The organism is Lysobacter sp. Soil_N_51, assembly GCF_057655755.1.
Genome location: NZ_JBDGLR010000008.1, coordinates 192154 through 214494 on the forward strand (window position 1 = coordinate 192154; position 22341 = coordinate 214494).

At 67.9% G+C, this 22341-nt stretch carries 20 protein-coding genes and 1 pseudogene; 12 read left to right on the top strand and 9 right to left on the bottom strand.

Annotated features, from left to right (window positions below; genetic code table 11):
- Positions 1-24: 24 nt before the first annotated feature.
- From AC3A4T_RS16865 to AC3A4T_RS16890, 6 genes are all read left to right on the top strand, one after another.
- On the top strand, positions 25-1380 hold the full coding sequence (locus tag AC3A4T_RS16865) for a FliI/YscN family ATPase (protein WP_082124656.1): 1356 nt from the start codon (positions 25-27) through the stop codon (positions 1378-1380).
- On the top strand, positions 1377-1868 hold the full coding sequence (locus tag AC3A4T_RS16870) for a hypothetical protein (protein WP_487676415.1): 492 nt from the start codon (positions 1377-1379) through the stop codon (positions 1866-1868). The genes AC3A4T_RS16865 and AC3A4T_RS16870 overlap by 4 nt, the downstream gene beginning before the upstream one ends.
- Before the next feature lie 11 nt (positions 1869-1879).
- Positions 1880-2629, top strand: coding sequence for a hypothetical protein (locus tag AC3A4T_RS16875; protein WP_487676416.1), 750 nt, complete (start codon positions 1880-1882; stop codon positions 2627-2629).
- 78 nt (positions 2630-2707) lie between these two features.
- Positions 2708-3184, top strand: coding sequence for a hypothetical protein (locus AC3A4T_RS16880; protein ID WP_487676417.1), 477 nt, complete (start codon positions 2708-2710; stop codon positions 3182-3184).
- A 153-nt stretch (positions 3185-3337) separates the two neighbouring features.
- On the top strand, positions 3338-3649 hold the full coding sequence (locus AC3A4T_RS16885) for an EscF/YscF/HrpA family type III secretion system needle major subunit (RefSeq protein ID WP_036113420.1): 312 nt from the start codon (positions 3338-3340) through the stop codon (positions 3647-3649).
- 143 nt (positions 3650-3792) lie between these two features.
- Positions 3793-4569, top strand: a complete 777-nt coding sequence (locus tag AC3A4T_RS16890; protein ID WP_487676418.1) for a DUF6683 family protein — start codon at positions 3793-3795, stop codon at positions 4567-4569.
- A gap of 23 nt (positions 4570-4592) precedes the next feature.
- Here the strand turns inward: AC3A4T_RS16890 and AC3A4T_RS16895 are convergent, their stop codons facing one another.
- The 3 genes from AC3A4T_RS16895 to AC3A4T_RS16905 form a co-directional block, all read right to left on the bottom strand.
- Positions 4593-4919 carry a hypothetical protein gene (locus AC3A4T_RS16895; RefSeq protein WP_487676419.1) on the bottom strand — a complete coding sequence of 109 codons (327 nt, stop codon included), beginning with the start codon at positions 4917-4919 and terminating at the stop codon, positions 4593-4595.
- Between the two features lie 223 nt (positions 4920-5142).
- Positions 5143-6282, bottom strand: coding sequence for a hypothetical protein (locus AC3A4T_RS16900; RefSeq protein WP_487676420.1), 1140 nt, complete (start codon positions 6280-6282; stop codon positions 5143-5145).
- 333 nt (positions 6283-6615) lie between these two features.
- On the bottom strand, positions 6616-7827 hold the full coding sequence (locus AC3A4T_RS16905; protein ID WP_487676421.1) for an MFS transporter: 1212 nt from the start codon (positions 7825-7827) through the stop codon (positions 6616-6618).
- Positions 7828-8256: 429 nt separating this feature from the next.
- Here AC3A4T_RS16905 and AC3A4T_RS16910 point away from each other — a divergent pair, with 429 nt between their 5' ends.
- Positions 8257-8481, top strand: coding sequence for a hypothetical protein (locus AC3A4T_RS16910; protein WP_487676422.1), 225 nt, complete (start codon positions 8257-8259; stop codon positions 8479-8481).
- Positions 8482-8547: 66 nt separating this feature from the next.
- On the opposite strand, the gene AC3A4T_RS16915 is transcribed toward AC3A4T_RS16910, so the two are convergent.
- Entirely contained in the window at positions 8548-9660 is a 1113-nt protein-coding gene (locus tag AC3A4T_RS16915) for a glycosyltransferase family 4 protein (RefSeq protein ID WP_487676423.1), read from the bottom strand.
- A gap of 368 nt (positions 9661-10028) precedes the next feature.
- Here AC3A4T_RS16915 and AC3A4T_RS16920 point away from each other — a divergent pair, with 368 nt between their 5' ends.
- From AC3A4T_RS16920 to AC3A4T_RS16940, 5 genes are all read left to right on the top strand, one after another.
- Positions 10029-10385, top strand: coding sequence for an ArsR/SmtB family transcription factor (locus AC3A4T_RS16920; RefSeq protein WP_487676424.1), 357 nt, complete (start codon positions 10029-10031; stop codon positions 10383-10385).
- Between the two features lie 1245 nt (positions 10386-11630).
- On the top strand, positions 11631-14399 hold the full coding sequence (locus AC3A4T_RS16925; RefSeq protein WP_487676425.1) for a TonB-dependent receptor: 2769 nt from the start codon (positions 11631-11633) through the stop codon (positions 14397-14399).
- Between the two features lie 277 nt (positions 14400-14676).
- Complete coding sequence (locus tag AC3A4T_RS16930) at positions 14677-15105, top strand: YciI family protein (RefSeq protein ID WP_056107689.1); 429 nt, start codon at positions 14677-14679, stop codon at positions 15103-15105.
- 177 nt (positions 15106-15282) lie between these two features.
- Positions 15283-15717: a VOC family protein gene (locus AC3A4T_RS16935; protein WP_487676426.1), complete on the top strand. Its 435-nt coding sequence runs from the start codon at positions 15283-15285 to the stop codon at positions 15715-15717.
- 246 nt (positions 15718-15963) lie between these two features.
- Complete coding sequence (locus AC3A4T_RS16940) at positions 15964-17235, top strand: RNA polymerase sigma factor (protein ID WP_487676427.1); 1272 nt, start codon at positions 15964-15966, stop codon at positions 17233-17235.
- A 466-nt stretch (positions 17236-17701) separates the two neighbouring features.
- On the opposite strand, the gene AC3A4T_RS16945 is transcribed toward AC3A4T_RS16940, so the two are convergent.
- The 5 genes and pseudogenes from AC3A4T_RS16945 to AC3A4T_RS16965 all read right to left on the bottom strand — a co-directional run bounded on the left by AC3A4T_RS16945 (position 17702) and on the right by AC3A4T_RS16965 (position 21985).
- A complete protein-coding gene (locus AC3A4T_RS16945; RefSeq protein WP_487676428.1) occupies positions 17702-18418 on the bottom strand; it encodes an MgtC/SapB family protein in 717 nt (238 codons plus the stop codon).
- Positions 18419-18464: 46 nt separating this feature from the next.
- A complete protein-coding gene (locus tag AC3A4T_RS16950) occupies positions 18465-19799 on the bottom strand; it encodes an ABC transporter ATP-binding protein (protein WP_487676429.1) in 1335 nt (444 codons plus the stop codon).
- Between the two features lie 73 nt (positions 19800-19872).
- Positions 19873-20862 carry an ABC transporter permease subunit gene (locus AC3A4T_RS16955; RefSeq protein ID WP_487676574.1) on the bottom strand — a complete coding sequence of 330 codons (990 nt, stop codon included), beginning with the start codon at positions 20860-20862 and terminating at the stop codon, positions 19873-19875.
- Positions 20848-21624: pseudogene (locus AC3A4T_RS16960) on the bottom strand (ABC transporter permease subunit); the annotation flags it as partial. The pseudogene AC3A4T_RS16960 and the gene AC3A4T_RS16955, both read right to left, overlap by 15 nt.
- Positions 21542-21985 (bottom strand): hypothetical protein, encoded by a 444-nt coding sequence (locus tag AC3A4T_RS16965; RefSeq protein WP_487676430.1) that lies wholly within the window; start codon positions 21983-21985, stop codon positions 21542-21544. The pseudogene AC3A4T_RS16960 and the gene AC3A4T_RS16965, both read right to left, overlap by 83 nt.
- Positions 21986-22341: the final 356 nt, after the last annotated feature.

A 22341-nucleotide genomic window follows, 5' to 3' on the forward strand; every position in this document is an offset into this window, starting at 1 on the left:
CTGCCGTGTTCGCGGAGGCGCGCGATGAGCAGCCTGCAGCGCACCATCCTGCAACCGGTCGCGGCGCCGGTGCCGCAACAGGACCCGCTGATCGCGGCGCTCGCGCGTGTGCCCAACGTGGTGCGCATCGGCAAGGTCGCCGAAGCCTACGGCACCATGATCCGCGCCACCGGCCTGAAGGCGATGATCGGCGAGCTGTGCGAACTGCGCAGCCCGCGCGACCGCAATTTCCGCTTGGCCGCCGAAGTGGTCGGTGTGTCGCGCCAGTACACCTTGCTGACGCCGCTGGGCGCGCTCGACGGCGTGGCCCACGACACCGAAGTGATCGCCACCGGCCGTCAGGCCTCGGTGCGCGCCGGCGACGGTCTGCTCGGTCGCATTCTCGACGCCAACGGCGATCCCATCGACGGCCGCGGCGGCTTTGGCCCGACCGTGCAGATCCCGATCTATGCCGCTTCGCCCAATCCGCTCGCGCGCAGCCTGATCGATCGCCCGTTCGCCACCGGCGTGCGCGCGATCGACACGGTGATGACTGCCGGCGTCGGCCAGCGCCTGGGCATTTTCGCGGTCGCCGGCGGCGGCAAGAGCACCTTGCTCGGCATGCTCGCGCGCGGCGGCGACGCCGATGTCAACGTGATCGCGCTGGTCGGCGAACGTGGCCGCGAGGTCAACGAATTCATCCAGGACAACCTCGGCGAAGCCGGCCTGAAGAAATCCATCATCGTCGTCGCCACCTCCGACCGGCCCGCGCTCGAGCGCAGCCGCGCGGCCTGGGTCGCGACCGCGATCGCCGAGTATTTCCGCGACCGCGGCCAGCGGGTGATGCTGCTGGTCGACTCGGTCACGCGCTTCGCCCGCGCCTTGCGCGACGTCGGCCTGGCGATCGGCGAACCGCCGGCGCGGCGCGGCTTCCCGCCGTCGGTGTTCAGCGCCATGCCGCGCTTGTTCGAGCGCGCCGGCAACAACGACAAGGGCAGCATCACCGCGTTCTACACCGTGCTGATGGAAGGCGAGGACGGCGACGATCCGGTCGCCGAGGAAGTGCGCTCGATCCTCGACGGCCATATCGTGCTGTCGCGCAAGCTCGCCGCGGCCTATCACTACCCGGCGATCGACGTGCTGACCAGTCTGAGCCGCACCATGCCGCGGGTCGCCGACGACGGCCACCAGCGCGCCGCCGGGCAACTGCGCAAATACCTGGCCAAGCACCAGGACATCGAACTGCTGCTGCAGCTGGGCGAGTACAAGCGCGGCAGCGACGCCGAGGCCGACATCGCGATCGAGAAGATCGAACCGATCCGCAAGTTGCTCAAGCAGTCGGCCGGCGATCTGGCCGATTACAAACAATCCGTCGACGCGCTGCGCAGGTTGTTCGGATGAGCCGCTATCCGCTGCATACGCTGCTGCAACTGCGCTCGCACCGGGTCGAGACCGCGCGCGGCGTGGTGATGGAACGCCAGCGCCAGGTGCAGGCGCGGCGCGAGGCCTGCACCGCGATCGAGGGCGAGATCGCCAACCTCAATCGCGAACGCGCCGGGCAGCGGCTGCGCCTGCTCGATCCGCCGCCGCCGGGCGTGCCTTGGGCGATGGCGATGTCGCAGCGCGAATCGCATATCGATCATCTCGGCGAACTCGCGGTCGCCGCGCATCAGCGTCTGCTCGACGCGCAAGGCAAGCTGCGCGAAGCCGAGACCGCGCTGGACGAAGCGCGCAAGGCCTTCTTCCGCGCCCAGGCGCGGCTGGACGCGCTGGAAAAGCGCAAGGACGTCTGGCGCAAGGAACAACAGGCGGCGAGCCAGCGCCGCGAGGAAGCCCATTCCGCCGACCTGCTGATGGCCTCGCGCCAACAGTCGCAAGGCCCCTTCTGATCGAGGTCGCCATGAGCACGATCCGCAACAGCTCGCCTTCCGCCGATGCCGATGCCAAGCGCGCCGAAGCCGCCAAGCAGGCCGAACAGGCGCAGCCCACGCGCGCGCCGACCCGCCAGCCGGCCGCGCCCGAATCGGTCGATCAGTTCCGCAGTCTGCTGCAGCAGCGCCAGGGCGGCTTCGCCCAGGCCGGAACCGCCGGCAAGGACGAAGGCCTCGCGCGCCTGCTTGGCCAGAGCGAAAGCGCCGCCGACGGCGGCAAGATGACCGCCGAACAGGTGCGCGCCGAAGCCGGCAACGCGGTCGCGCGCAAGCAGGCGGCCGGCGAGCGCGCGCACGAACACCAGCGCCAGTCGGTCGGCTTCGAGCGGGTCGACAGCGCGCCGCCGCCGGCCGAAAGCTCGGCGATGCTGCAGGCGCAGCTGGCGATGCGCGACAGCGCCATGCAACCGCCGCCCGCGCAGCCGACCTCCAACGCCAGCGCGTTCGCCGACCTGATCGAGCGCCACGTGCGCCAGCTCGCGGTCAGCAACGGCGGCGCCAGCGGCGAACAAGGCCAGGTGCTGCTGCGCCTGTCCGATCAGACCCTACCCGGCACCGACCTGCTGCTGACCAAGACCGCCGAGGGCTGGCAGCTGCGCGCCGACTCGCGTTCGCGTTCGAGCTACGACGCGATCCGCGAAGCCGGCCCGGAGCTCGCGCGGCGTTTCGCCGAACGCAACCTGGGCGAGCTCAGCATCGATCCGCATTTCCACGACTGACCTCGCCGCGCGAGGTTCGCGTCCGCGCCGTGAGCGCGCGGATGTTTCCTTCACCCAACCCGATGGACCGCCAACGCCATGACTCAAGCGACCGCCGACGACCAACGCCGCCAGCTGCGGGCTTCGTTCGAAGACCTGTTGCAGCAGCAGCCCGACCTGAGTTCGCAGGACCGCGCCTTCCTGCTGAGCAAGCTCAACGAGGCCCTGGACAAGCAGGACCTGGACGCGCCGATCCAGATCGATCCCGAAGGCATGCGCCGCGACTGGGCCGCCGCGGTCGACGCGCTGATGCCCGACGCCGACGCCAGTGAGCGCGAGTTCCAGATCCGCCGTTTCAACGACACCCTGGAGCCGCTGCGGCGCGACGCGGTGCAGGATGCGCTGGAATACGGCCGCCGCCTGCGCGAGGACGGCGAGATCGCCGCGGCCGAATGGCTCAACGAGCGCAACGCGCAGCGCAAGAAGCGCAATACCGCGGCCGCGGTCACGAATTCCGCGGCCGCCGGCGCCAGCAAGAAGCCGGCGCCGCGCAATCCCTGGGGAAATGGCGGCTAAGCGCACGTATTGCACCCGCCGGCACCTAGGGTACGCCATAGCTTGTAGGCCCCCGGGCCCGGCGGGAAGATGGAATCCAGAAACAGGGGCGGTTCGCGGCGAGATGGCAGAACGGCTCTATCTCTCACACCGAAATGAATTTTGGAGAACGACATGAGCAACGACGTCAACGCCCTCTTCGTCAACTCGTTGGCCACCCAGGAAGTCCGCGGCAAGACCGAGGAAGCCAAGGCCAGCGGCGGCAAGGGCTGGCTGTATGCGATCGCCGAGCTGACCGGCAAGCTGGCCGACAAGAAGGCCGATCAGATGACCAAGGCGATCGAAGGCCTGCCGGCCGACGCGAAGCCGAGCGACATGCTCAAGACGCAGGCCGAAGTGTCCGAGTTCCAGCTGATGATGAACACCTTCACCAACGTGGTGAAGACCCTCGGCGACAGCCTGGGTCAGGCCTCGCGCAAGGGCTGATGCCGCGTTCGCAAGCCGTCGCGAAAGGAGCGAAGCCTGGCTTCGCTCCTTTTGCGTTTCTGCGTTATGGGTTTGCGCTTGTCGCCTCGCTCGCTCGTGCTCGTGTCGACGCCCGCGATGGCACTCACGACCGAGGCAGTGGCGTGCGTTTCGCGCTTGGCTCGATCGTGCTGGTGCTCAGCGGCGCGGTCGCGGCGCAGGACTATCAGCCGCAGATGGACGGGTTCAACTCGACCATGGACTCGATGCAGAGCGTGGCCGGCACCGCCGCGGTCAATGCCGCGATCAAGCGTTCGTTGAGTCAGCGCTCCGGTGCGGCGGCGCCGGCATCGCGTCCGCAGGCCCAGCGCGGCGCGGGCGCGTCCAAGTCGCCCACCGCGGTCGCCGCGACCAGCAGCGCCGACCTGTCGTTCCGGCGCGATCCGGCCACCACCGAGCGCGTGCGCGCGGCCCTGATCGCCGCGATGGCCAAGCAAAGCCGTGGCGTCGCCGACGACTTCGCGCGCCGTTCGGCCAGCGCCGACTACCGCCAGCGTTTCGCCCGGGTCCTGCCGGCGCAGGGACTGGCCAACGACAACCTCGCCGACGTCGCCGCCTACCATGTCGCGGTCAACTGGGCCTTGGTCCATCAGGCGCCGTTGCCGAGCGGCGCGCGCCTGGTCGCGTTGCGCAATCAGTTGCGCGGCTCGTTGGCGCAGGGCAGCACGCTGCCCGAACTGGCGCCGCAACGCCGGCAATGGGTCGCCGACGATTTCCTGTTCCGGGCCTTGAACCTGTCCGAACGCATAGACGCGTTCGCCCGTCGTCCCGAACCCGAAACGCAGGCGCAGTTCGCGCGCGCGGCGCGCGAGGATATTCGCCGGACGCTGGGTATCGATCTGCAGAATTATCGATTCACTGCGCAGGGGTTGGTGCAGTAGTGTCGCTGGTGGTGTACGGGATCTCACGCCTGCGAGGCCTTGCGGGGCGACTTTCTTAGTTGGGCTTCAGCCCAGACGCCTTCCGCTCCGATCGCGATGATCTTCATGGCCCGATCGAACGATCGCGCCATTCCTCCGATGGCCCCCTGTAGGAGCGGCGCGAGCCGCGACCGCGCCATGACGACCACCTCGCAACCTGCGCCGTAGCCGAATTCCACGGTCGCGGCTTGCGCCGCTGCTACAGGTAGGCCATGCCGCTTTTGCTTGAGTCTCAAATCGCGCAGTTCATCCAGCGCTGCGAGGCCTGTAGCTCGCGATAGCAACAAGCACACCCGAAGGGCGACGCGCATGGATGCGCGTCGCGCGCCACCGGGACATGGATGTCCGGTGTGGCGCGTGCCCGCAATGCTTCAAACTTGCGGGCTTGTGCTCCACAACAAAGCGTTTTTCTTTGCTTTCAGGCTTAAGCAAAGCCAAAGCCAAAGCCACAGCCAAAGCTCAGGCTGATGCCAGTCGCAGCTGAAGCTGGGGTTTCAGAAAGACGCCACGCGCGCGAAGCACACCGGCGCAGGCTCAACGCCGATTGAGTCGTCGACCCAACCACCAAGCCCCGCCCGCCACCGCCACGCCCAGCAGCAGCGCCACGCCGCTGCCACCGGGACTGGCGCGCTCAGTGATCAGGCTGCCGTCGGGCAGCAACAGCACCACCGCCATCGCCAGACAGGCGTAGGCGGCTACGGTCAGCACCCAGAACAGCCACTGCAGCGCTCGCACCACTTCCAGGCTCGGCTGGTGTTCGTGGGTGGGACGATGCACGCCGCCGCGGCCGAACGCGGACAACCACTGGGTCAGGCTGGCGTTGTCGACCCGGCCGCCGCGGCGCAGCGGACGGCGCTGCATGCTTTCGCCGGTGTAGATCTGATTGTTCGGCAGGCCGTCGCCGCGTTGCTGGGCGATGCGGTCGTTGAGGTTGAGCGGCTGATTGCGCGCGTCGTTGTTGAGCGTGTTGGTCTGTATCGACGGCAGCGTCGCCGAGGTTTCCGACGGCGGCGGCGCGGCGGTCGCGGCGCTGGCGCCGGGCGGGTTGGCGTGTTGCTGGTTAGCCAGGCGCGCGAGCACGTTCTGCTGCGCGATCAAGGCGTCCTGGTTCAAGGCCGCGGCCATCGGCGCGGCCGGCACCGCGTTGGGCGTGTTGTTGGCGACCAGGGTCAATGTCGGCGCGGCGACGTTGCCGGTGGTCGCGTTGGATGCGGCCGTATTGGCGAGCGCGCCGTTGCTGGCGCCGTTGGGCAGCACGGCGGCATTGGGCAGGGCGTTGCTCTGCACGCTGGTCGAGGACGCGTTCGCCATCGCCGCGGGCACGGCGTTGAAGTTCGCCGGCCGGTCCAGGCTGGCGAACTGCGCGGCGTTGTTGAGCGCGCGTTCGGACAGGGTCGGCGCCGGGTATTGGGTCGGGCTGGTGTTGAACGGGCTGTTGCTGTTCTGCGCGGATTGCCCGGGCAGCATGCGGCTGTTGGGATTGGCCAGATCGCGCAACGGGTCGCCGGTCGCGCCCGGGGTGGTGCCGTTGTTGAACAGGCCGTCGCCGTTGGCGGCGCCGGGATCGCCGGCGCTGTTGTGGTTGCCGGGCTGCGGGTTGGGCGCGTTGGGATCGAGCGGTTTGCTCGGGTCCTGCGGGCCGCCTTCGAAACCCGGTAACGCGATATCGGGCAAGTCCCCTGAGCCGTGCGCGCCAGGCACCGACGGTCCGCCCGGAAACGAAGGTCTGTTACCAGGCAAGGGTAAGGGCAGGCCCGTGGGCAGGTTGATGGACATGGGCGTGCTCCCACGCAGGGGCTCGCGCCGCGGAGGCTGCGCGTGCATCGACGTTAATGCCGCGGCCGCGTCGCGGCATCCTCGGGCCGACCCTAGGGGAACGGCCCGAGGCGAACGGCGCGCACATAACGCGCTTGTTAGCCGAATCCGGCAGGGCGACCGGCTTGCGCGGTCGCGCTTGCGCAGCCCGCGATCGACCCACCGCTGCTGCGGCTATTCGACGACTGAGAGTCAGCCACTCACCGGCTGCGCACGGCTGCCGCGCAGCAAACAGGCCAGCGCGACCGCGCCGAGCGCGGCGAGCGCGACCGGAATCGACGCCGCCGGCCAGCCCGCCGCCTGGATTACGCCGCCGAACAGCGACGGCCCCAGCACCTGGCCCAGGTAGCTGCCCTGCATCAACAAGCCCATCGCCACCGCGGCCAACGCCGGACGCGGGGTGAGCTGGGCCGCGCCGTTGATCGCGCTGGCCGGCAGCATGCCGCCGACCAGGGAGAACAGCACGCACAGCGCGAACACTGCCGGCGCCGGCAGGCCGAGCGCGAACGCGCCGACCGCCGCCAGGCCCATCGCCGCGCTGGCGATCGCGATCAGGCGCCAGCCCGGCGTGCCGCGACGCAGCAGCAGGCCGGCGCTGAGGTTGCCGATCACGTTGGCGCCGACCGCGACCGCGCTGAGCAGGCCCGCGTCCAGCGCCGAGACCTGCATGCGCTGCATCAGCAGGGTCGGCAGGAAACTCAGCACCGCATAGAACTGCAATGAGTACAGCGCGAACACCAGCGCCAACAGCAGGGGCCCGCGCGCGCCGGCGACCGCGAGCGCGTCGCCGGCGACGCGCCGCCACGGCGTGGCGCCGGTCGCGGCCTGCGGCGCCGGCACGCCGGTGCGCAGCAGCAGCGCGGCGGCCACGCACAACGCGGCGTTGATCAGCCAGAACCCGCGCCAACCGCTCAGGACCGCGCCGGTGGCCAGCGCCACCGCCATGCCGGCGGGCAGGTAGCAGCTCCAGATCGCGAACACCATGTTGCGATCGGCCGGCCGCGACACCCGCTGCAACACGCTCGCCCCGGCGACCGCGAACAACAGAAAGCCCGCGCCCTCCAGCACCCGGCTGGCCAGCAGCCAGGCCAGGCTGTGGACCAGGCTGCCCAGGGCGCTGCCGGCGGCCATCGCCAGCAAGCCGCCGACCTGCAGCGCGCGATCGCCCAACCGCGCCACCAGTGCGCCGGCCGGCACGCTGGCGACCAGGCCGAGCACGCCGAACACCGCCATCACCCAGCCGCCCGCGCGCAGGTCCAGGCCCAGGTCGGCGCTGAGCGCGGGCAGGGCGATGGCGACCTTGCCGACCTGCAAGGCCGCGATCAGGCCGGCGCCGAACACCGCGGCGACCGCGATCCAGTCGGTGGCGGCGACGACCGGCACGGCCGGCGAGGGTGAGGGCATGGAGAGGGCAGTCATGGGCGGGGCCGGTGGAGACGGTGCGGCCACCTTGCGACCTCAAGCATGGTCGAGGTCAACGAAAGCCATCAGAACAGTGCGATCTGCGTGCTGCGGTGCAGCGAGACGGGCATCGACACCCCACTGACAGAACTGGCTTTATGGCACTCATTGCGTGACTAGTGTCACTTTTTAAGCAAAAACTTGGTGATTTAAGGTGGGGCAAGAACCTTTCGGCCGCGTTCGAGTCAGAGAGTGTTCTAGCGTTCAGCCTCATGGGAGGACGGCGTCCGCGGTGGGGACCGCGTACGTCACAGCCCCACACGGTCCGTCGTTGCTTCCCCCGGCGATGACGGTTCATCCAGCGACCCGGCTCGTCCGGGGAGACGAACCGATGGGCGGGCCTGAGCCCGTCGTTGCCAGGGGAGTGGAACCATGCATCGAACCCGCGCCGAACTCGACGGCGATTTATGCCAACTCAGCGCTGCATTGCCGTTGTGGCGACGCCATTGGAGCGACGACACGGTGTTCTGGCCGCGCGTCGACAGCCTGGTCGAACGGCTGCTCACGGTGACCCCGCGCAGCGAACGTGGGCACGTGGTGTCCAACATCAACCGCATGCTGATGTCGCAGGGCTTGCAGCACGCGCCGTACGAGTAAGCGGGCGAACAGGCGGACGAGTAAAACCGGCGACTGAGCGGGCGCCGCGTCGCGGTCCGCAGGCGACTACTTCTTGAGCAATTCGTCGAGCAGCGCGGCCACCCGCGCAGCGTAAGCATTGGGCGCGAAGCGCTGGGCGAACGCGCGGCGTTGATCGGCGCTGCCAACCACCGACTCGCGGCTGAGCCGGATCATCAACTGCGCCAGCAAGTGGCGGTCGTGCGGATCGAAGCGCGGCATATCGCCCGGCGCGACTTCCTCCAGCGCGCTGCCTTCGGCGACCGCGACCGGGGTGCCGGCGGCCAGCGCCTCCAGCACCGGCAGGCCGAAGCCTTCGGCGTACGACGGCTGCCACAGCCGCTCGGCGTCGACATACAGCCGGGCCAGAGCGGCATCGTCGATGGATTCGAACCAATGCACGCCGTTGAGCCGCTGCAGCTCGGGCGCGACGTCGCGCGGCGCGCCGACCACGACCAGATCCGGGGTGTCGTAATGCTGGCGACGCGCGTCCAGCCATGCGCGCAGGAACAGATCGGCGTTCTTGCGCGGTTCGCGGGTACCGACCAGCAGCCAGTAGCGCGGCGGTAACGGCAGCGCCAGCTGGCTGCGCTCGGCCGGCGGCGGCAGCGGCGCGACCGCGTCGGGCAGCACGTACAGCTTGTGCGCGTGCGCCGGGTACAGGCGGCCGCATTCGGCGGTGGTGTAGCGCGAGGGTGTCCAGATCGCGTCGGCGCTGGCGATGGAATGGCCGATCGCGGCCTGATCGACGACCCGCGAGGTCAGCGCCCGCCACGGCGTGGCCGGCGGGCGGCGCAGGGTCAGCCGGAACAAGTCGTGCAGCAACAGCACCTGGCGCACGTCCGAGGGTTTGCGCCACACCGGCAGGCCGCCGTTGGCGGCGGCGATGTAGACGTCGACGCGTTCCTCGCGCAGGGCCGCGGGCAGGAACCCGGCCTCGTAGCGCCAACGGCGGCGCAGGCCGGGCTCTGCGTCCAGTGGCACGCCCAGGTCGGCGCTGACTGCGATCGCGCGGTGCGGATGATCCAGCGGGGCTTCGGTGAACAGCACCGTTTCGACGCCGTCGCGGCGCCGCAGCGCGCGCTCCAGCGCCAGCACCTGGCGGCCGGGGCCGCTGTGCGGGGCGGCGGTCGCGGCGCGGTAGTCGAGGCCTATGCGCATCGGTGTGAATCGTCCGGACGCGCGCATGTCGGGGCCGGCGCGACAGACCGCCCGGCACGTGGAAGTACGTTGGAAAACACGTTGGAATACGCAAGCGTCATCGGAGTACCGCCATGCCCTGGACAGACGACTAACGGGACATGCAGCCGAGTCAGCCCTTCCCTCTTAGTGCGAACAGCGTCACATTTATTATGTGATGAACTGCGCCGAGACGTCCGATGAAAAGTGCGGCTGTTCATGAAGAGGCTGAACGAAATTGTGCCCTGGCGCAGGCCGCATGCCTGGACGGCGCCGTCACGGCACGCTTGACACCCTGCGCCGAGCGGGCTTCAACTAGCCGTGTTATTTAACCTATTGGTTGAGTTGATATGCCCGCCGACCCGCTCAGCACCACCTTCGCGGCCCTGGCCGACCCGACCCGGCGCGCGATCCTGGCCCGGCTCGCCAACGGCGCGGCCGGGGTGACCGAACTGGCCGAGCCGTTCGACATGAGCCTTCCGGCGATCTCCAAACACATCAAGGTGCTCGAGCGCGCCGGCCTGATCGCGCGCGGCCGCGAAGCGCAGTGGCGGCCGTGCCGGCTGGAGACCGCGCGTCTGCGCGAAGTGTCCGGTTGGCTCGACCGCTATCGCGAATTCTGGGATCAGCGCCTGGACCGGCTCGACGACTACCTGACGCAGTTGCAGACCACCCACGGGGCGGCGCATGCGCGCGACGACGACTAGCGCGCGCGTTCAAGGCGCGCAGGTTCACGATCGCGCGCCAACGTCAGTGCGAGCGTGGAGCGACGGCTGACGATGGCCGACACCGGCGCGCCCGATCGCAAGGCCAACGGCAAGCGCGCCGATGCGTCGTCGACCCGGCCGGCGCGCGCGCCGTGCTGCGGATTGCCGAGTCCGTTGGCGAGTGCGATCCGGCATACCGTGGCTGAGCCGGTGGAGTCTTCCGTTATCGCTTCAAGTCGAAGCAAACAGCGCGGGCGTGGTGTGCGCGGAACGGGCTGAGTGGGGTCGAAAGTTTTTTACGCGTGCGTGTCGGCGAGCCTGACGGTTTGAGTCGTGCGTGTCGGATTCTTCGACGCATAGGGCGGCCCTCACCCCGGCCCTCTCCCGCAAGCGGGAGAGGGAGTATTGGTTTCAGCGCGGATCAATGCGGCGCCGGGTCTTGATGCTGCTTCGAGTTGTACTTCTGCATCGGGTCTCGACGCCGAGTCGAGTCTCACCTCGAGTGGATCCTCAACGCTGAGCGAATCTCCAACGCTGAGCGGATCTTCAACGGCCAGCAGATCTCCAACGCCGAGTGGATCTTCAACCTCGCCACTTTTCTCTCCCTCTCCCGCTTGCGGGAGAGGGCCGGGGAGAGGGCCGCATCGCATCGCAGACCGCCTCGCCATGCATGCCATCGAACTTCAACACACGAAGCCGAATCATCACGGCACGCGTACCCGCGTCCAATCGCAACCCAATGCGCCGATGCATTGCGCAGCGCCGCAAACACTCGACACATTGCGCAAAGTCGCGCCGCGAGTAAGCGGAACTGCGTCGAAGTATGCGGCGGCCTTGACGTATTAACGTCGGTTCCCGCGCCATTCGTGATCGACATCGCGTGTTTTCCGCGTAATCGGTAACGCCCGATACGTGCACGTTTTCAGGGGGATTTCGTAAGAACGGCGTAGCGATTCAACAACGACGGCATATCCGGTTACGCAATCGCGCGCAGAAACAGTAAGCGCGGCGCACAACCGTATTCGCGCCTGGATCCCGACAATGCCGATGGGACATACGCTCGAACATCCAGCGCGGAACACCAATTACCAAGTACTAACCACCAAGTACGAAGCACGAGCAACCACGCACGAAACACTAAGCGCCACGCACGACAGCCAAAGCAGCAAACACAAAACCCGATCCACCTTGTCCAGTCTTGTTCGCCTTGTCGTTCATTCGCACGACCACCCACCGGAGCCGACCATGCCGCACGCCATCCTCAGCCACGCCATCGCTCGCGCGCTGTTCGCCGCCGCCATCGTCGGCGTCGCGCCTGTCGCCGCTTATGCGCAGGACGCGGCGCAACCCACCACCCTGGACCGGGTCGAAGTCACCGGTTCCAACATCAGTCGCGGCGACATGGAAACCGCGTCGCCGGTGCAGGTGGTCACGCGCGCGGAAATCGATCGCACCGGTAAGGCCAGCATCGCCGAATACCTGCAGACACTGACCACCGACGGCGCCGGCACGATTCCGAAAACCTTCGGCACCGGTTTCGCCGGCGGCGGCTCGGGCATTTCCTTGCGCGGCCTCGGCGCGGGTTCGACCCTGGTGCTGTTGAACGGCCGGCGCACCGCGCCCTACGGCCTGGCCGACGACGGCCAGAAAGTGTTCACCGACCTGAGCACGATTCCGATGGACGCGGTCGAACGCGTGGAAGTGCTCAAAGACGGCGCGTCGGCGATCTACGGCTCCGACGCCATCGCCGGCGTGGTCAACATCATCCTGCGCAAGGAATTCACCGGCGTCACCGTGCGCAGTTCCTACGGCGTATCGGGCGAGGGCGACGGACAACAGGCCAAGGCCTCGGCGACGTTCGGCTTCGGCAATCTGAGCGAGGACCGCTACAACGTGTTCTTCAACATCGAAGCCAGCCAGACCGACGAGATCCAGGTCGCCGATCGCGCCGATCGCAAGTGGATCGGCACCGGCGACGCGCGTCGCTGGGGCTACAGCCAGACCAAGCGTTTCATGAACGGTTTCATCCTCGGCGCCGACGCCGACGGCTCGCCGGTCGGCAACGTCAAGAACCCCACCAGCGGCCAATACGTGTCGCTGCCGGGCTGCGAGAAATTCTCGACCATTCCGCAGACCGACCCCGGCGGCGGTTGCCTGTGGCAGGCCGGCCAGTTCAACAGCCTGACCCCGGAAGAGAAGTACGTGAACCTGTTCGGCCGCGCCACCTTCGTGCTGTCGGACAACTTCGAGGCGTATGTGGAAGCGGGTTATTCGAAGAAGAAGAACACCTTCGTCAACACGCCGTCGGATGCGTCCGGCGCGTGGGGGTATCCGGGCGGTCCGGTCAACGGCGATTCGGGCGACGGCGCGGTCGTGCTCGGGCCGAATCATCCGGACAACCCGTTCCCCGGCCAGTCCGCCAACCTGCGCTACACCGCGTTCGACGTCGGCCCGCGGGTGATCCGCACCGACAGCGAATTCAGCCGCTTTCTGGCCGGGGTCAAAGGCACCGCGGGCGCGTGGGATGTCGACGTCGCCTACCTGCATTCGCAAAGCGATCTGACCAACACCCGCGACGGCTTCCTGCGTTACAGCGCGGTGCGCGATGCGCTGACCAACGGCACCGGCCCCGGCGGCTACTGGCGCCTGGGCCAGAACGCGAACCTCAATTCGCAGGCGCTGTACGACTACATCTCGCCGACCATCCACGCCGACGGCAAGACCACCTTGGACCTGTTCGACGTCAAGGGTTCGCGCTCGCTGATGGACCTCAAGGGCGGCGCGCTCGGCGTGGCGTTCGGCGCCGAGTGGCGGCGGCAGAAAGCCGAGCTCAAGCCGCAGACCTACACCGACGCGGGCGACATCATCGGCCTGGGTTATTCGGCCTACGAAGGCACCCAGGAAGTCGCGGCCGGTTACGCCGAAATCGTCGCGCCCGTACTTGAAAGCCTGGAGCTGTCCGGCGCGGTGCGTTACGACAGCTACAAGGGCGGCGACAGCGCGACCACGCCGAAATTCGGGGTGAAGTGGAGTCCGTTGCAGCAGTTGTCGCTGCGCGCGACCTACGCCGAAGGCTTCCGCGCGCCGAACCCGGCCGAGTCGGGCAAGGGCGGCCTGGCCGGCTTCACCGCCGCGGCCGACCCGGTGCGTTGCCCGGGCGGCAACCCGGCGCCGGGCGGTAGCGTGCGCGATTGCGACATCCAGATCGCGGTGATCACCAGCCCCAATCCCGACCTCAAGCCCGAGGAGTCCAAGAGCTACACCGTCGGCCTGGTGTTCGAACCGACCAGCAGCACCACGGTCACCCTCGACGGCTGGCAGATCAAGCGCAGCAACGAAATCAACGTCGAGACCACCGATGCCGCGATCGCCGCCGGCAAGGTGGTCCGCAGCGACAACAACCTGCCGGGCCAGGCCAACAGCGGCACCTTGCTCGCCGCGCTCGCCAACTATGTCAATTCGGCTTCGACCACCGTGCGCGGCATCGACCTGGACGTGCGCCAGGGCTTCGATCTGGATTCGGCCGGCAAGCTCAACCTCGATCTGCAGTGGAGCCACATCACCACCTTCGAGCGCGAGGAACTCGACGGCAGTTCGCTGGAGTTCGCCGGCACCCACGGCAACTGCGACGTGACCAACTGCATCGGCACGCCCAAGGACCGGATCAACCTCGGCGCGACCTGGGAGCTCGGCAACTGGAGCCTGAGCGGCGTGGTCAACTACATCGGCAGCTTCAAGAACGTGCGTTACGAAGGCGACGTGTGCGCCAGCCGTTACGCCGACGGCCGCCCCGCGCCGGGCGGTTGCCGCATTCCCTCGTTCACCACCGTCGACCTGTCCAGCCGCTGGAAGGCCAAGGACGGCGTGGAAGTGTTCGGTTCGATTCAGAACCTGACCGACAAGATCGCCCCGCTCGACCCGCTGACCTACGGCGCGATCAACTACAACCCGATGCATTCCAGCGGCGCGATCGGCCGCTATTTCACGGTCGGGGTGAAGTACAACTTCCAGTAAGTCGCGGCCCACCGATCGCGGCGAGCATCGTCCGCCGCGATCGAGCACATGCCAGCCGAAGACCTGTTCCGCGCCCATCGCGGAGCAGGTCTTTTTGTTTGCGGCCAACCAAGCCCTTGGCCGCCGAGTGCGCCGATCCAGCCCGAAGCCCCGGGCTCACGATCCCCGGCCCCAATGCTTGTCGATTCCCGCCCTCCCCGTTCGTCGCCTTCATGAAGCCAGCCCGACCGGGACCCGCCGGGACCCGGGGCCGGCTCGCCGACGAGGAGCGAGGACGATGAAATTCATGCTGATAGTCAAGGCCGATGCCCGCAGCGAGGCCGGTGTGCTGCCCGACGCCGCGCTGCTGAACGCGATGGGCGCCTACAACGAGGACCTGGTCCGCGCCGGCGTGCTGCTCGCCGCCGAAGGCCTGCAGGCCAGCGCCAAGGGCGCGCGCGTGTATTTCGACGGCCGCGGCCGCCGGGTCGAGGACGGACCGTTCGCCCACACCGACGAATTGATTGCCGGGTTCTGGCTGATCCAGGCGCGTTCGCTGGACGAGGCGATCGAGTGGGTCAAGCGGGTGCCGAGCCTGGACGGCTCGCCGGCGCAGATCGAGATCCGCCAAGTGTTCGATGCCGCCGATTTCGGCGACGCGGCCAGTCCGGAACTGCGCGCGTCCGAGCAACGTCTGCGCGAACAGGTCGCCGCGCGAGCAGGCTGATTCCCCGCGCGAACGCGACGCTGGACGCGAATGCCCCGAGGTTTGTTGTGGGAGGGGCTTCAGCCCCGACGCCTTTCGCTCCGATCGCCACGCCACCCCATCACCCGCCCTTTCCGGCGAACCGCCATGCCGACTCGCCGCACCGATTTGCAACGCCCCACCCACCCGGAGCCCATCATGCAACTGGTTACCTATCTGTCCTTCAACGGCGACTGTCGCCAGGCGTTCGAGTTCTACCTCAAGACCCTCGGCGGCAAGATCCTCGCGCTGATGCCGTTCGGCGACCAGGCCGGCTGCGATGGCGGCGACTTCGATCCCGCCGACCGCGACAAGATCATGCACGGCTGCTACGAACTCGACGGCGGCATGCTGATGGGCACCGACGCCACCGCCGCGCATCCCTACCAGGGCATCGTCGGCGCGCATGTCGCGCTGATGCTCAACGACCCGGCCGACGCCGAACGCATCTACGCCGCGCTGGCCGACGGCGGCAGCGTGCAGATGCCGCTGCAGGAAACCTTCTGGGCCTTGAGCTACGGCATCGTCACCGACCGCTTCGGCGTGCCGTGGATGATCAACTGCGTTCGCGCCGGGATCGGTTGCCCGGAATGATCCGGCGCGAAGGCATTGCGGTGGCCCGGGATGACTCGCGCGCGAGCGGCGACCGCGGCAATCGATAACGCGCGGTCGCCCCGTTGACGATCGCGCCGCGTCGTACGCGTCGCGCCTCATCGACCAGCGCGATGCGCTCGACCTGACGCGGCCGCGCTCGCATCGCCGCCGCCGGACGCGGCCCGAGCGCGAGCCCAGGCTTTCTGCCCTTGCATCGCCGCGCTCGAGGTGGTCTGATCGGTCGCCGTGACGGACCCCCACTCTTCCAGCGCCACGCACAAGGCCATCGATGCGGTCTGGCGGATCGAATCGGCCAAGCTGATCGCCGGCCTGACCCGCATGGTGCGCGACGTAGGCCTGGCCGAGGAACTCGCCCAGGACGCGCTGGTGGTCGCGCTGGAAAAATGGCCCGACAGCGGCGTGCCGGACAACCCCGGCGCGTGGCTGATGCAGACCGCCAAGAACCGCGCGATCGACCGGCTGCGACGCAAGAAGCTGCTCGACCGCAAGCACGAGGAAATCGGGCGCGAGATCGAAGCCAGCCAGGACGAAGTCGAGGACGCGTTCTTCGACCAGCTCGACGACGACATCGGCGACGACCTGCTGCGATTGGTGTTTATCTCCTGTCATCCGGTGCTGTCGACCGAAGCGCGGCTGGCGTTGACCCTGCGCCTGCTCGGCGGCCTGACCACCGACGAAATCGCGCGCGCCTTCCTCGCCAGCGAACCGACCATCGCCCAGCGCATCGTGCGCGCCAAGCGCACCCTGGCCGATGCGCAGGTGCCGTTCGAAGTGCCGCGCGGCGAAGAACTCGCGCAGCGCCTGTCGTCGGTGCTGGAAGTGATCTACCTGATCTTCAACGAAGGCTATTCGGCGACCGCCGGCGACGACTGGATGCGCCCGGGCCTGTGCGAGGACGCGCTGCGGCTGGGCCGCATCCTGGCCGGGCTGATGCCGAAGGAAGCCGAGGTGCACGGCCTGGTCGCGCTGATGGAAATCCAGGCCTCGCGTTCCAAGGCGCGCACCGGTCCGGACGGACAACCGATCCTGTTGCTGGACCAAGACCGCGCGCGTTGGGACCGCATGCAGATCCAGCGCGGCCTGAGCGCGCTCGAACGCGCGGTGCAACTGAGCGGTTCCAACGGCCCGTACGCCCTGCAGGCCGCGATCGCCGCCTGCCACGCGCGCGCGGCGACCGCGCAGGACACACCGTGGCCGCGCATCGCCGCGCTGTACCAGCAACTCGCGTTGCGCACGCCGTCGCCGGTGATCGAACTCAACCGCGCGGTTGCATTGTCGATGGCCTTCGGCCCGGCCGCCGGCCTGCAACTGGTCGACACCTTGCTCGACGAACCGTCGATGAAAAGCTATCACCTGCTGCCCACGGTGCGCGGCGACTTGCTGTTCAAGCTCGGCCGTCGCGAGGAAGCGCGGATCGAATTCGAGCGCGCGGCCGCGTTGACGCGCAATACCCGCGAACGCGAACTGTTGTTGGCGCGCGCGGCGGAGAGTGGTTAGAGGACTGTCTCTGCCACGCGCCATCCCTGTGATGGGCAACATGTAGGCTTCAGCGCGAATCCATCGAGTCGTCATCCCGTGAAGGCGGGGATCCAGAGACTTCGGCGCCATCACTCAAGACAGTCATTCCCGCGAAGGCGGGCTCTGCCTTACTTCGACGTAGCCGAATATCAAAAGACTTCAGCGCCATCCCTCAAGAGCGTCATTCCCGCGAAGGCGGGAATCCAGAGACTTTAGCGCCATGTTTCAGATCGTCATTCCCGCGAACGCGGGAATCCAGTGACTTCAAGCGTTCTCGCACGAAAGGCACTGGATGTTCGGCTGCGCCGAAGTAAAGCAGAGCCCGCCTTCGCGGGAATGACGGTAGGTGAGGGCTGCACGGTCTGAGAGGGGCGTTGCTTCGGGCGATTTGCGTATTTTGCAGCGGTGGTGTGCTTCCCGCTTCCCAGTCCCCAATCCGCACCAATCAATCCCGCGTACTCGACTCCCAAGCCACATGCCTGACCCCCGGCATGCGCTGCAATCGCTCCACCACCGCGTCCAATTCCTTCGCATCCACCGCGGTGCTGACCAAGGTCGCGACGACCTCAACCACGCCCTCGCCATGCTCGTCGAGCGCGACATCGCCGACCGGATAATTCGCCGCCTCCAGATGCTCGACCAGCCATTCGCGCGCGGCCGGCAGCGATTCGGGATCGGCGCTCAGCCGCACCTCGTAGGTCGCTTCCGACAACTGCTCATCGATCGGAATACGATTGATCGCGTTGACCAACGGCCGCAGCAAGGTGTTGCCGGCGATCACGAAGCCGGTCAGCAACACGCCCTCGGCGATCATGTCCGCGCCGGTGCAGGCGCCGACCGCGGCCGAACACCACAACGTCGCCGCGGTATTGAGCCCGCGCACGTTCATGCCTTCCTTCATGATCACGCCGGCGCCGAGAAAACCGATGCCGGACACCACATAGGAAATCACCCGTACCGCCTCGGCGTTGCCGGCCAGGCGCATGCCCAGGTCGACGAACGCCGCCGCGCCGAGCGCGACCAGCGCGTTGGTGCGCAGGCCGGCGGTGCGCTGGCGGTACTGGCGCTCGGCGCCGATCGCGGTGCCGAGAACGAACGCGGCGAGCAGGCTGATTACCGTGTCGAGAAAGGGATAGAGTTGAAACGTCTGGATGAAGCGCATGCCGCGGCTCCTTCGAAGATAAGTGGCAGGTTGGAGAGGCCGTCGCTCAGCTCGGGTTGTCGAGGGTGAAGCGATCGGTCTGTTCGTCGTAGGCGAAATACTCGGCATAGCGCGCCCAGCTGGTGACCGCGCGCAAGGTCGCGGCGGCGTAATCGGCCGACATATGGTCTTCGAGTTCGTCGCGAAAACGTTGTGCTGGCGCCTGATGCGAGGCGCGCTCATCCAGCACGCGGCGGATATGCGCGGCCAGCGGTACCTTTGCCGCGAGTTGATGGGCGAACTCGCGCTTGCGCGCGTCGATATCGTCGCTGGCGAAACGCAGGCCGGCTTCGCTCAAATGCAGATCGCCGTCGTCGAGCGTGGCCAGACCGAACAGCTGCAGGCTTTCGGCGATCGGAAACAACGCATCCACGTCCATCTGCAAATGCCCGGCCAAGGCCGGCAGATCGGCGCGACCGCGGTACGGCGCGGCGGCGACGGCTTCGATCAGGCCGGCCATCAGATTGCTCGATACCTGCGGCAGTTCCATCGCCAGGCCCGGTCGCATCGCGTCGCTCTCGCGTGGCGCCAGCGCCAGCGCCGACGGCGAACCGGTCATACGTGCGTAAATGCGGTCGACCTGGGCGCGGAACCCCGGGTCGAGCCGATCGCGCGGCTGCGGCAGATCGACGCGGATCTCGTCGATCACCCGGCCCGGATTGGAGCCGAAAATCAGGATGCGATCGCACATCAACACCGCTTCCTCGATGTTGTGGGTGACCATCAGGATCGCTTCGATCGGCATGCGTCCTTCCGACCACAGATCGAGGAGGTCGGTGCGCAGGGTTTCGGCGGTGAGCACGTCGAGCGCCGAGAACGGTTCGTCCATCAGCAGCACGCGTGGCTGCACCACCAGCGCGCGCGCCAGGCCGACGCGCTGGCGCATGCCGCCGGACAGTTCCTTCGGGTACGCGCTTTCGTAACCGTCCAGACCGATCAGATCGATCGCCGCGAGCGCGCGGGCGCGACGTTGCGCGGCGGCGACGCCGCGTGCCTCCAGGCCTAGCTCGACGTTTTGCAACACCGTCAACCACGGAAACAAGGCGAAGCTCTGGAACACCATCGCGATGTCGGCCGGCGCCTGGCGCAACGGCGTGCCGCAGAATGCGACCTCGCCCGCGCTGGGCTGGATCAACCCCGCGATCGCGCGCAGCAAGGTGGATTTGCCCGAGCCCGAACGGCCGAGCAGGCCGACGATCTCGCCGGCGTGCAGGCTCAGGTCGACATCGTCGAGCACCACCAGCGGCGCTGCGCCGTCCTTGCGGTAGTGCTGGCGCAGATGCCGTACTTCGATCAGCGGCGCGATCGCGGGCAGGGTAGGAGCGAGGGAGGAGAAGGTCATGGTCGTGACTCCGGTGCAGCGATAACAGGAAGGCGAGGCGCCGATGCGAATGCGCGGGCGTCGCCGCGAACGATCAATCCAGACGCAGCCGCCGTTCGGCGTAGGCGTACAGCGGCCGCCAGACGGTTCGGTTGAACAGGGTGACGAACAGCGACATCACCGCGACGCCGAGCACCACCCGATGGAAATCCCCGGCTTCGGTAGCGCGCGCGATGTAGGAACCCAGGCCGTAGGCTTCGACCCGCTGATCGCCCCAATGCACCAACTCGGCGACGATGCTCGCGTTCCACGAGCCGCCCGAGGCGGTCAGCGCGCCGGTGACGTAATAGGGAAATACGCCGGGCAGGATCGCGCGTCGCCACCAGGTCCACGAACGCAGCCGGTAAACGGTTGCGGCTTCGCGCAGATCGGTCGGATACGCGCTGGCGCCGGCGATCACGTTGAACAGGATGTACCACTGGGTGCCGAGCACCATCAGCGGCGACAACCACACGTTCGGGTTCGCGCCGGTGCGCATGATCGCGATGACCGCCACCGGGAACAGCACGTTGGCCGGAAACGCGGCGAGGAACTGCGCCAGTGGCTGCACGCGCTGGGCCAGCCGTGGACGCAGGCCGATCCACACCCCGATCGGCACCCAGATCGCGCTGGCGATCGCGATCAGGATCGCCACTCGCAGCAAGGTCGCCAAGCCGCCGCCGAACGCTTCGGCCACATCGCTCAGGCTGAGCGTCTGACGGCCGTAATCGAACGCGAACCAGCCGCCCCATGCCGCCACCGCAAGGGTCAGCGCCAGCCACACGCGATCGCCCCAATTCGCCGCTGCCGCACGCGCGGGCGTCGGCGCGATCGCGCGCGGACGCAGCCGCAGCAGCATCGCGCGTTGCCACAGCCACGCGATCGGCCGCAGCGCTCGCTTGAGCAGGCGCGTGCGCCGCGCCATGTCGTAGACCCACGAGGCTGGCCGCTGTTGCCCGGCGGTCTGCTCGACCCGGAACTTGTCGGCCCAGGCGACGATCGGGCGGAACAGCAATTGATCGTAGAGCGCGATCAACAGCGCCATCGCCAACACCGCCCAGGCGACCGCGGCGAGGTTCTTGTGCGCGATCGCCAGCGCCAGGTACGAGCCGATGCCGGGCAGTTCGACCGTGGTGTCGCCGACCGTGATCGCTTCGGAGGCGACCACGAAGAACCAACCGCCCGACATCGACATCATCATGTTCCACACCAGCCCCGGCGCGGCGAACGGCGCGTCCAGGCGCCAGAAACGCTGCCATGCGCTCAGGCCGAAACCGCGGCTGACTTCGTCCAGATCGCGCGGCACCGTGCGCAGCGATTGGTAGAACGAAAAGGTCATGTTCCAGGCCTGGCTGGTGAAGATCGCGAACACCGCCGCGCATTCCGCGCCGAGCTGACGACCCGGGAACAGGCCGAGGAAGAAGGTCACGGTGAAGCTGAGAAACCCGAGCACCGGCACCGATTGCAGGATGTCGAGCGCGGGCACGATCACCCGTTCGGCGCGCCGGCTCTTGGCCGCCCAGGTGGCGACCACGAGGGTGAACAACAACGAGGCGAGCATCGCCGCGAACATGCGCAAGGTGGTGCGCAGCGCGTACTCGGGCAGGTTCGCGATCCGCAGCGTTACCGGCTGTCGGCTCAGATCGGCAAGCGGTTCGCGAAGGTCGGCCGCGCCGTGCGCGAGTGCGGCCGCGGCGGCGATCAACAGCGCGAACGCGGCCAAGTCATAGGCATTGGGCCAGCCGCGCGCGCGCGCCAGCGCGGCGACCAGCGGGGAGTGCGGACGGTGACGGACGATGGGCGTCATGGCGAATCTCGATGCGGCTTGATGGAACGGCGCCGTGGATCGGTCGAACGACCGCGGCGTGGGCGAGTGCGAAGCGCGGGCGAGCGGCCGGCGGAGGTTCTTCGTTCACGCCTTCGGCGCGGGCCGCGCGCCAGCGGCATTCGAGACGGTGGTCGAGTGAATTGCGTCGCCAGTGCGCGATCAGGCGCGGCATGTCGGCGATTGCGCGGCGGTGCGCGCTCGCGGTTGTGTTGTCGTTCGACACGCGGATGCGGCCGGGCGCGACGGTGTCATCGACGAACAGGCGTGCGTTGACGCGCGCCGCACGCACGGATGCAAGCAAGCGCGCCGCGCTCAGGACGAATGCGGTCTTCGGGGGCATCGGCGATCTGCGGACGAACGGAAACGCCAAAGGCCACCTGGGCAGGTGTCTTCAGATGGAAACTGCAGTGCTTGTTAAGAGACGCGCGAATCGACGATTCGGCGTTAGCGGCTCCGTTCTGCGCGAACGGTGCCGACCTGGGACATCCCAGACCTGTGGCGATCCGTCAGCGCTTGCGCTGCAGCAAAGGTCTAGATCGACTGTCCAAGGGGAGCCTCTGGGGTGGGCGGGAATGCGTGAACGGGCGCATGATCCTCGCCGATCGCGACCGGGTCAACCCCGCGTAGGCCTTTGCCGCATGAAGGTTTTGTAATGCGCGGCCGGGTCGATGCAGTTCGTGCCTGCGATCGCCGTCG

Bases quoted from the DNA above. Each gene is read 5' to 3' on its own strand.
- AC3A4T_RS16865 (WP_082124656.1), top strand. From the start codon at position 25: ATGAGCAGCCTGCAGCGCACCATCCTGCAACCGGTCGCGGCGCCGGTG.
- AC3A4T_RS16895 (WP_487676419.1), bottom strand. From the start codon at position 4,919: ATGCGCGTCGCCCTTCGGGTGTGCTTGTTGCTATCGCGAGCTACAGGC.
- AC3A4T_RS16875 (WP_487676416.1), top strand. From the start codon at position 1,880: ATGAGCACGATCCGCAACAGCTCGCCTTCCGCCGATGCCGATGCCAAG.
- AC3A4T_RS16885 (WP_036113420.1), top strand. From the start codon at position 3,338: ATGAGCAACGACGTCAACGCCCTCTTCGTCAACTCGTTGGCCACCCAG.
- AC3A4T_RS16880 (WP_487676417.1), top strand. From the start codon at position 2,708: ATGACTCAAGCGACCGCCGACGACCAACGCCGCCAGCTGCGGGCTTCG.
- AC3A4T_RS16870 (WP_487676415.1), top strand. From the start codon at position 1,377: ATGAGCCGCTATCCGCTGCATACGCTGCTGCAACTGCGCTCGCACCGG.
- AC3A4T_RS16915 (WP_487676423.1), bottom strand. From the start codon at position 9,660: ATGCGCATAGGCCTCGACTACCGCGCCGCGACCGCCGCCCCGCACAGC.
- AC3A4T_RS16930 (WP_056107689.1), top strand. From the start codon at position 14,677: ATGAAATTCATGCTGATAGTCAAGGCCGATGCCCGCAGCGAGGCCGGT.
- AC3A4T_RS16920 (WP_487676424.1), top strand. From the start codon at position 10,029: ATGCCCGCCGACCCGCTCAGCACCACCTTCGCGGCCCTGGCCGACCCG.
- AC3A4T_RS16965 (WP_487676430.1), bottom strand. From the start codon at position 21,985: ATGCCCCCGAAGACCGCATTCGTCCTGAGCGCGGCGCGCTTGCTTGCA.
- AC3A4T_RS16905 (WP_487676421.1), bottom strand. From the start codon at position 7,827: ATGCCCTCACCCTCGCCGGCCGTGCCGGTCGTCGCCGCCACCGACTGG.
- AC3A4T_RS16950 (WP_487676429.1), bottom strand. From the start codon at position 19,799: ATGACCTTCTCCTCCCTCGCTCCTACCCTGCCCGCGATCGCGCCGCTG.
- AC3A4T_RS16945 (WP_487676428.1), bottom strand. From the start codon at position 18,418: ATGCGCTTCATCCAGACGTTTCAACTCTATCCCTTTCTCGACACGGTA.
- AC3A4T_RS16935 (WP_487676426.1), top strand. From the start codon at position 15,283: ATGCAACTGGTTACCTATCTGTCCTTCAACGGCGACTGTCGCCAGGCG.
- AC3A4T_RS16925 (WP_487676425.1), top strand. From the start codon at position 11,631: ATGCCGCACGCCATCCTCAGCCACGCCATCGCTCGCGCGCTGTTCGCC.
- AC3A4T_RS16955 (WP_487676574.1), bottom strand. From the start codon at position 20,862: ATGGCGCTGTTGATCGCGCTCTACGATCAATTGCTGTTCCGCCCGATC.
- AC3A4T_RS16910 (WP_487676422.1), top strand. From the start codon at position 8,257: ATGCATCGAACCCGCGCCGAACTCGACGGCGATTTATGCCAACTCAGC.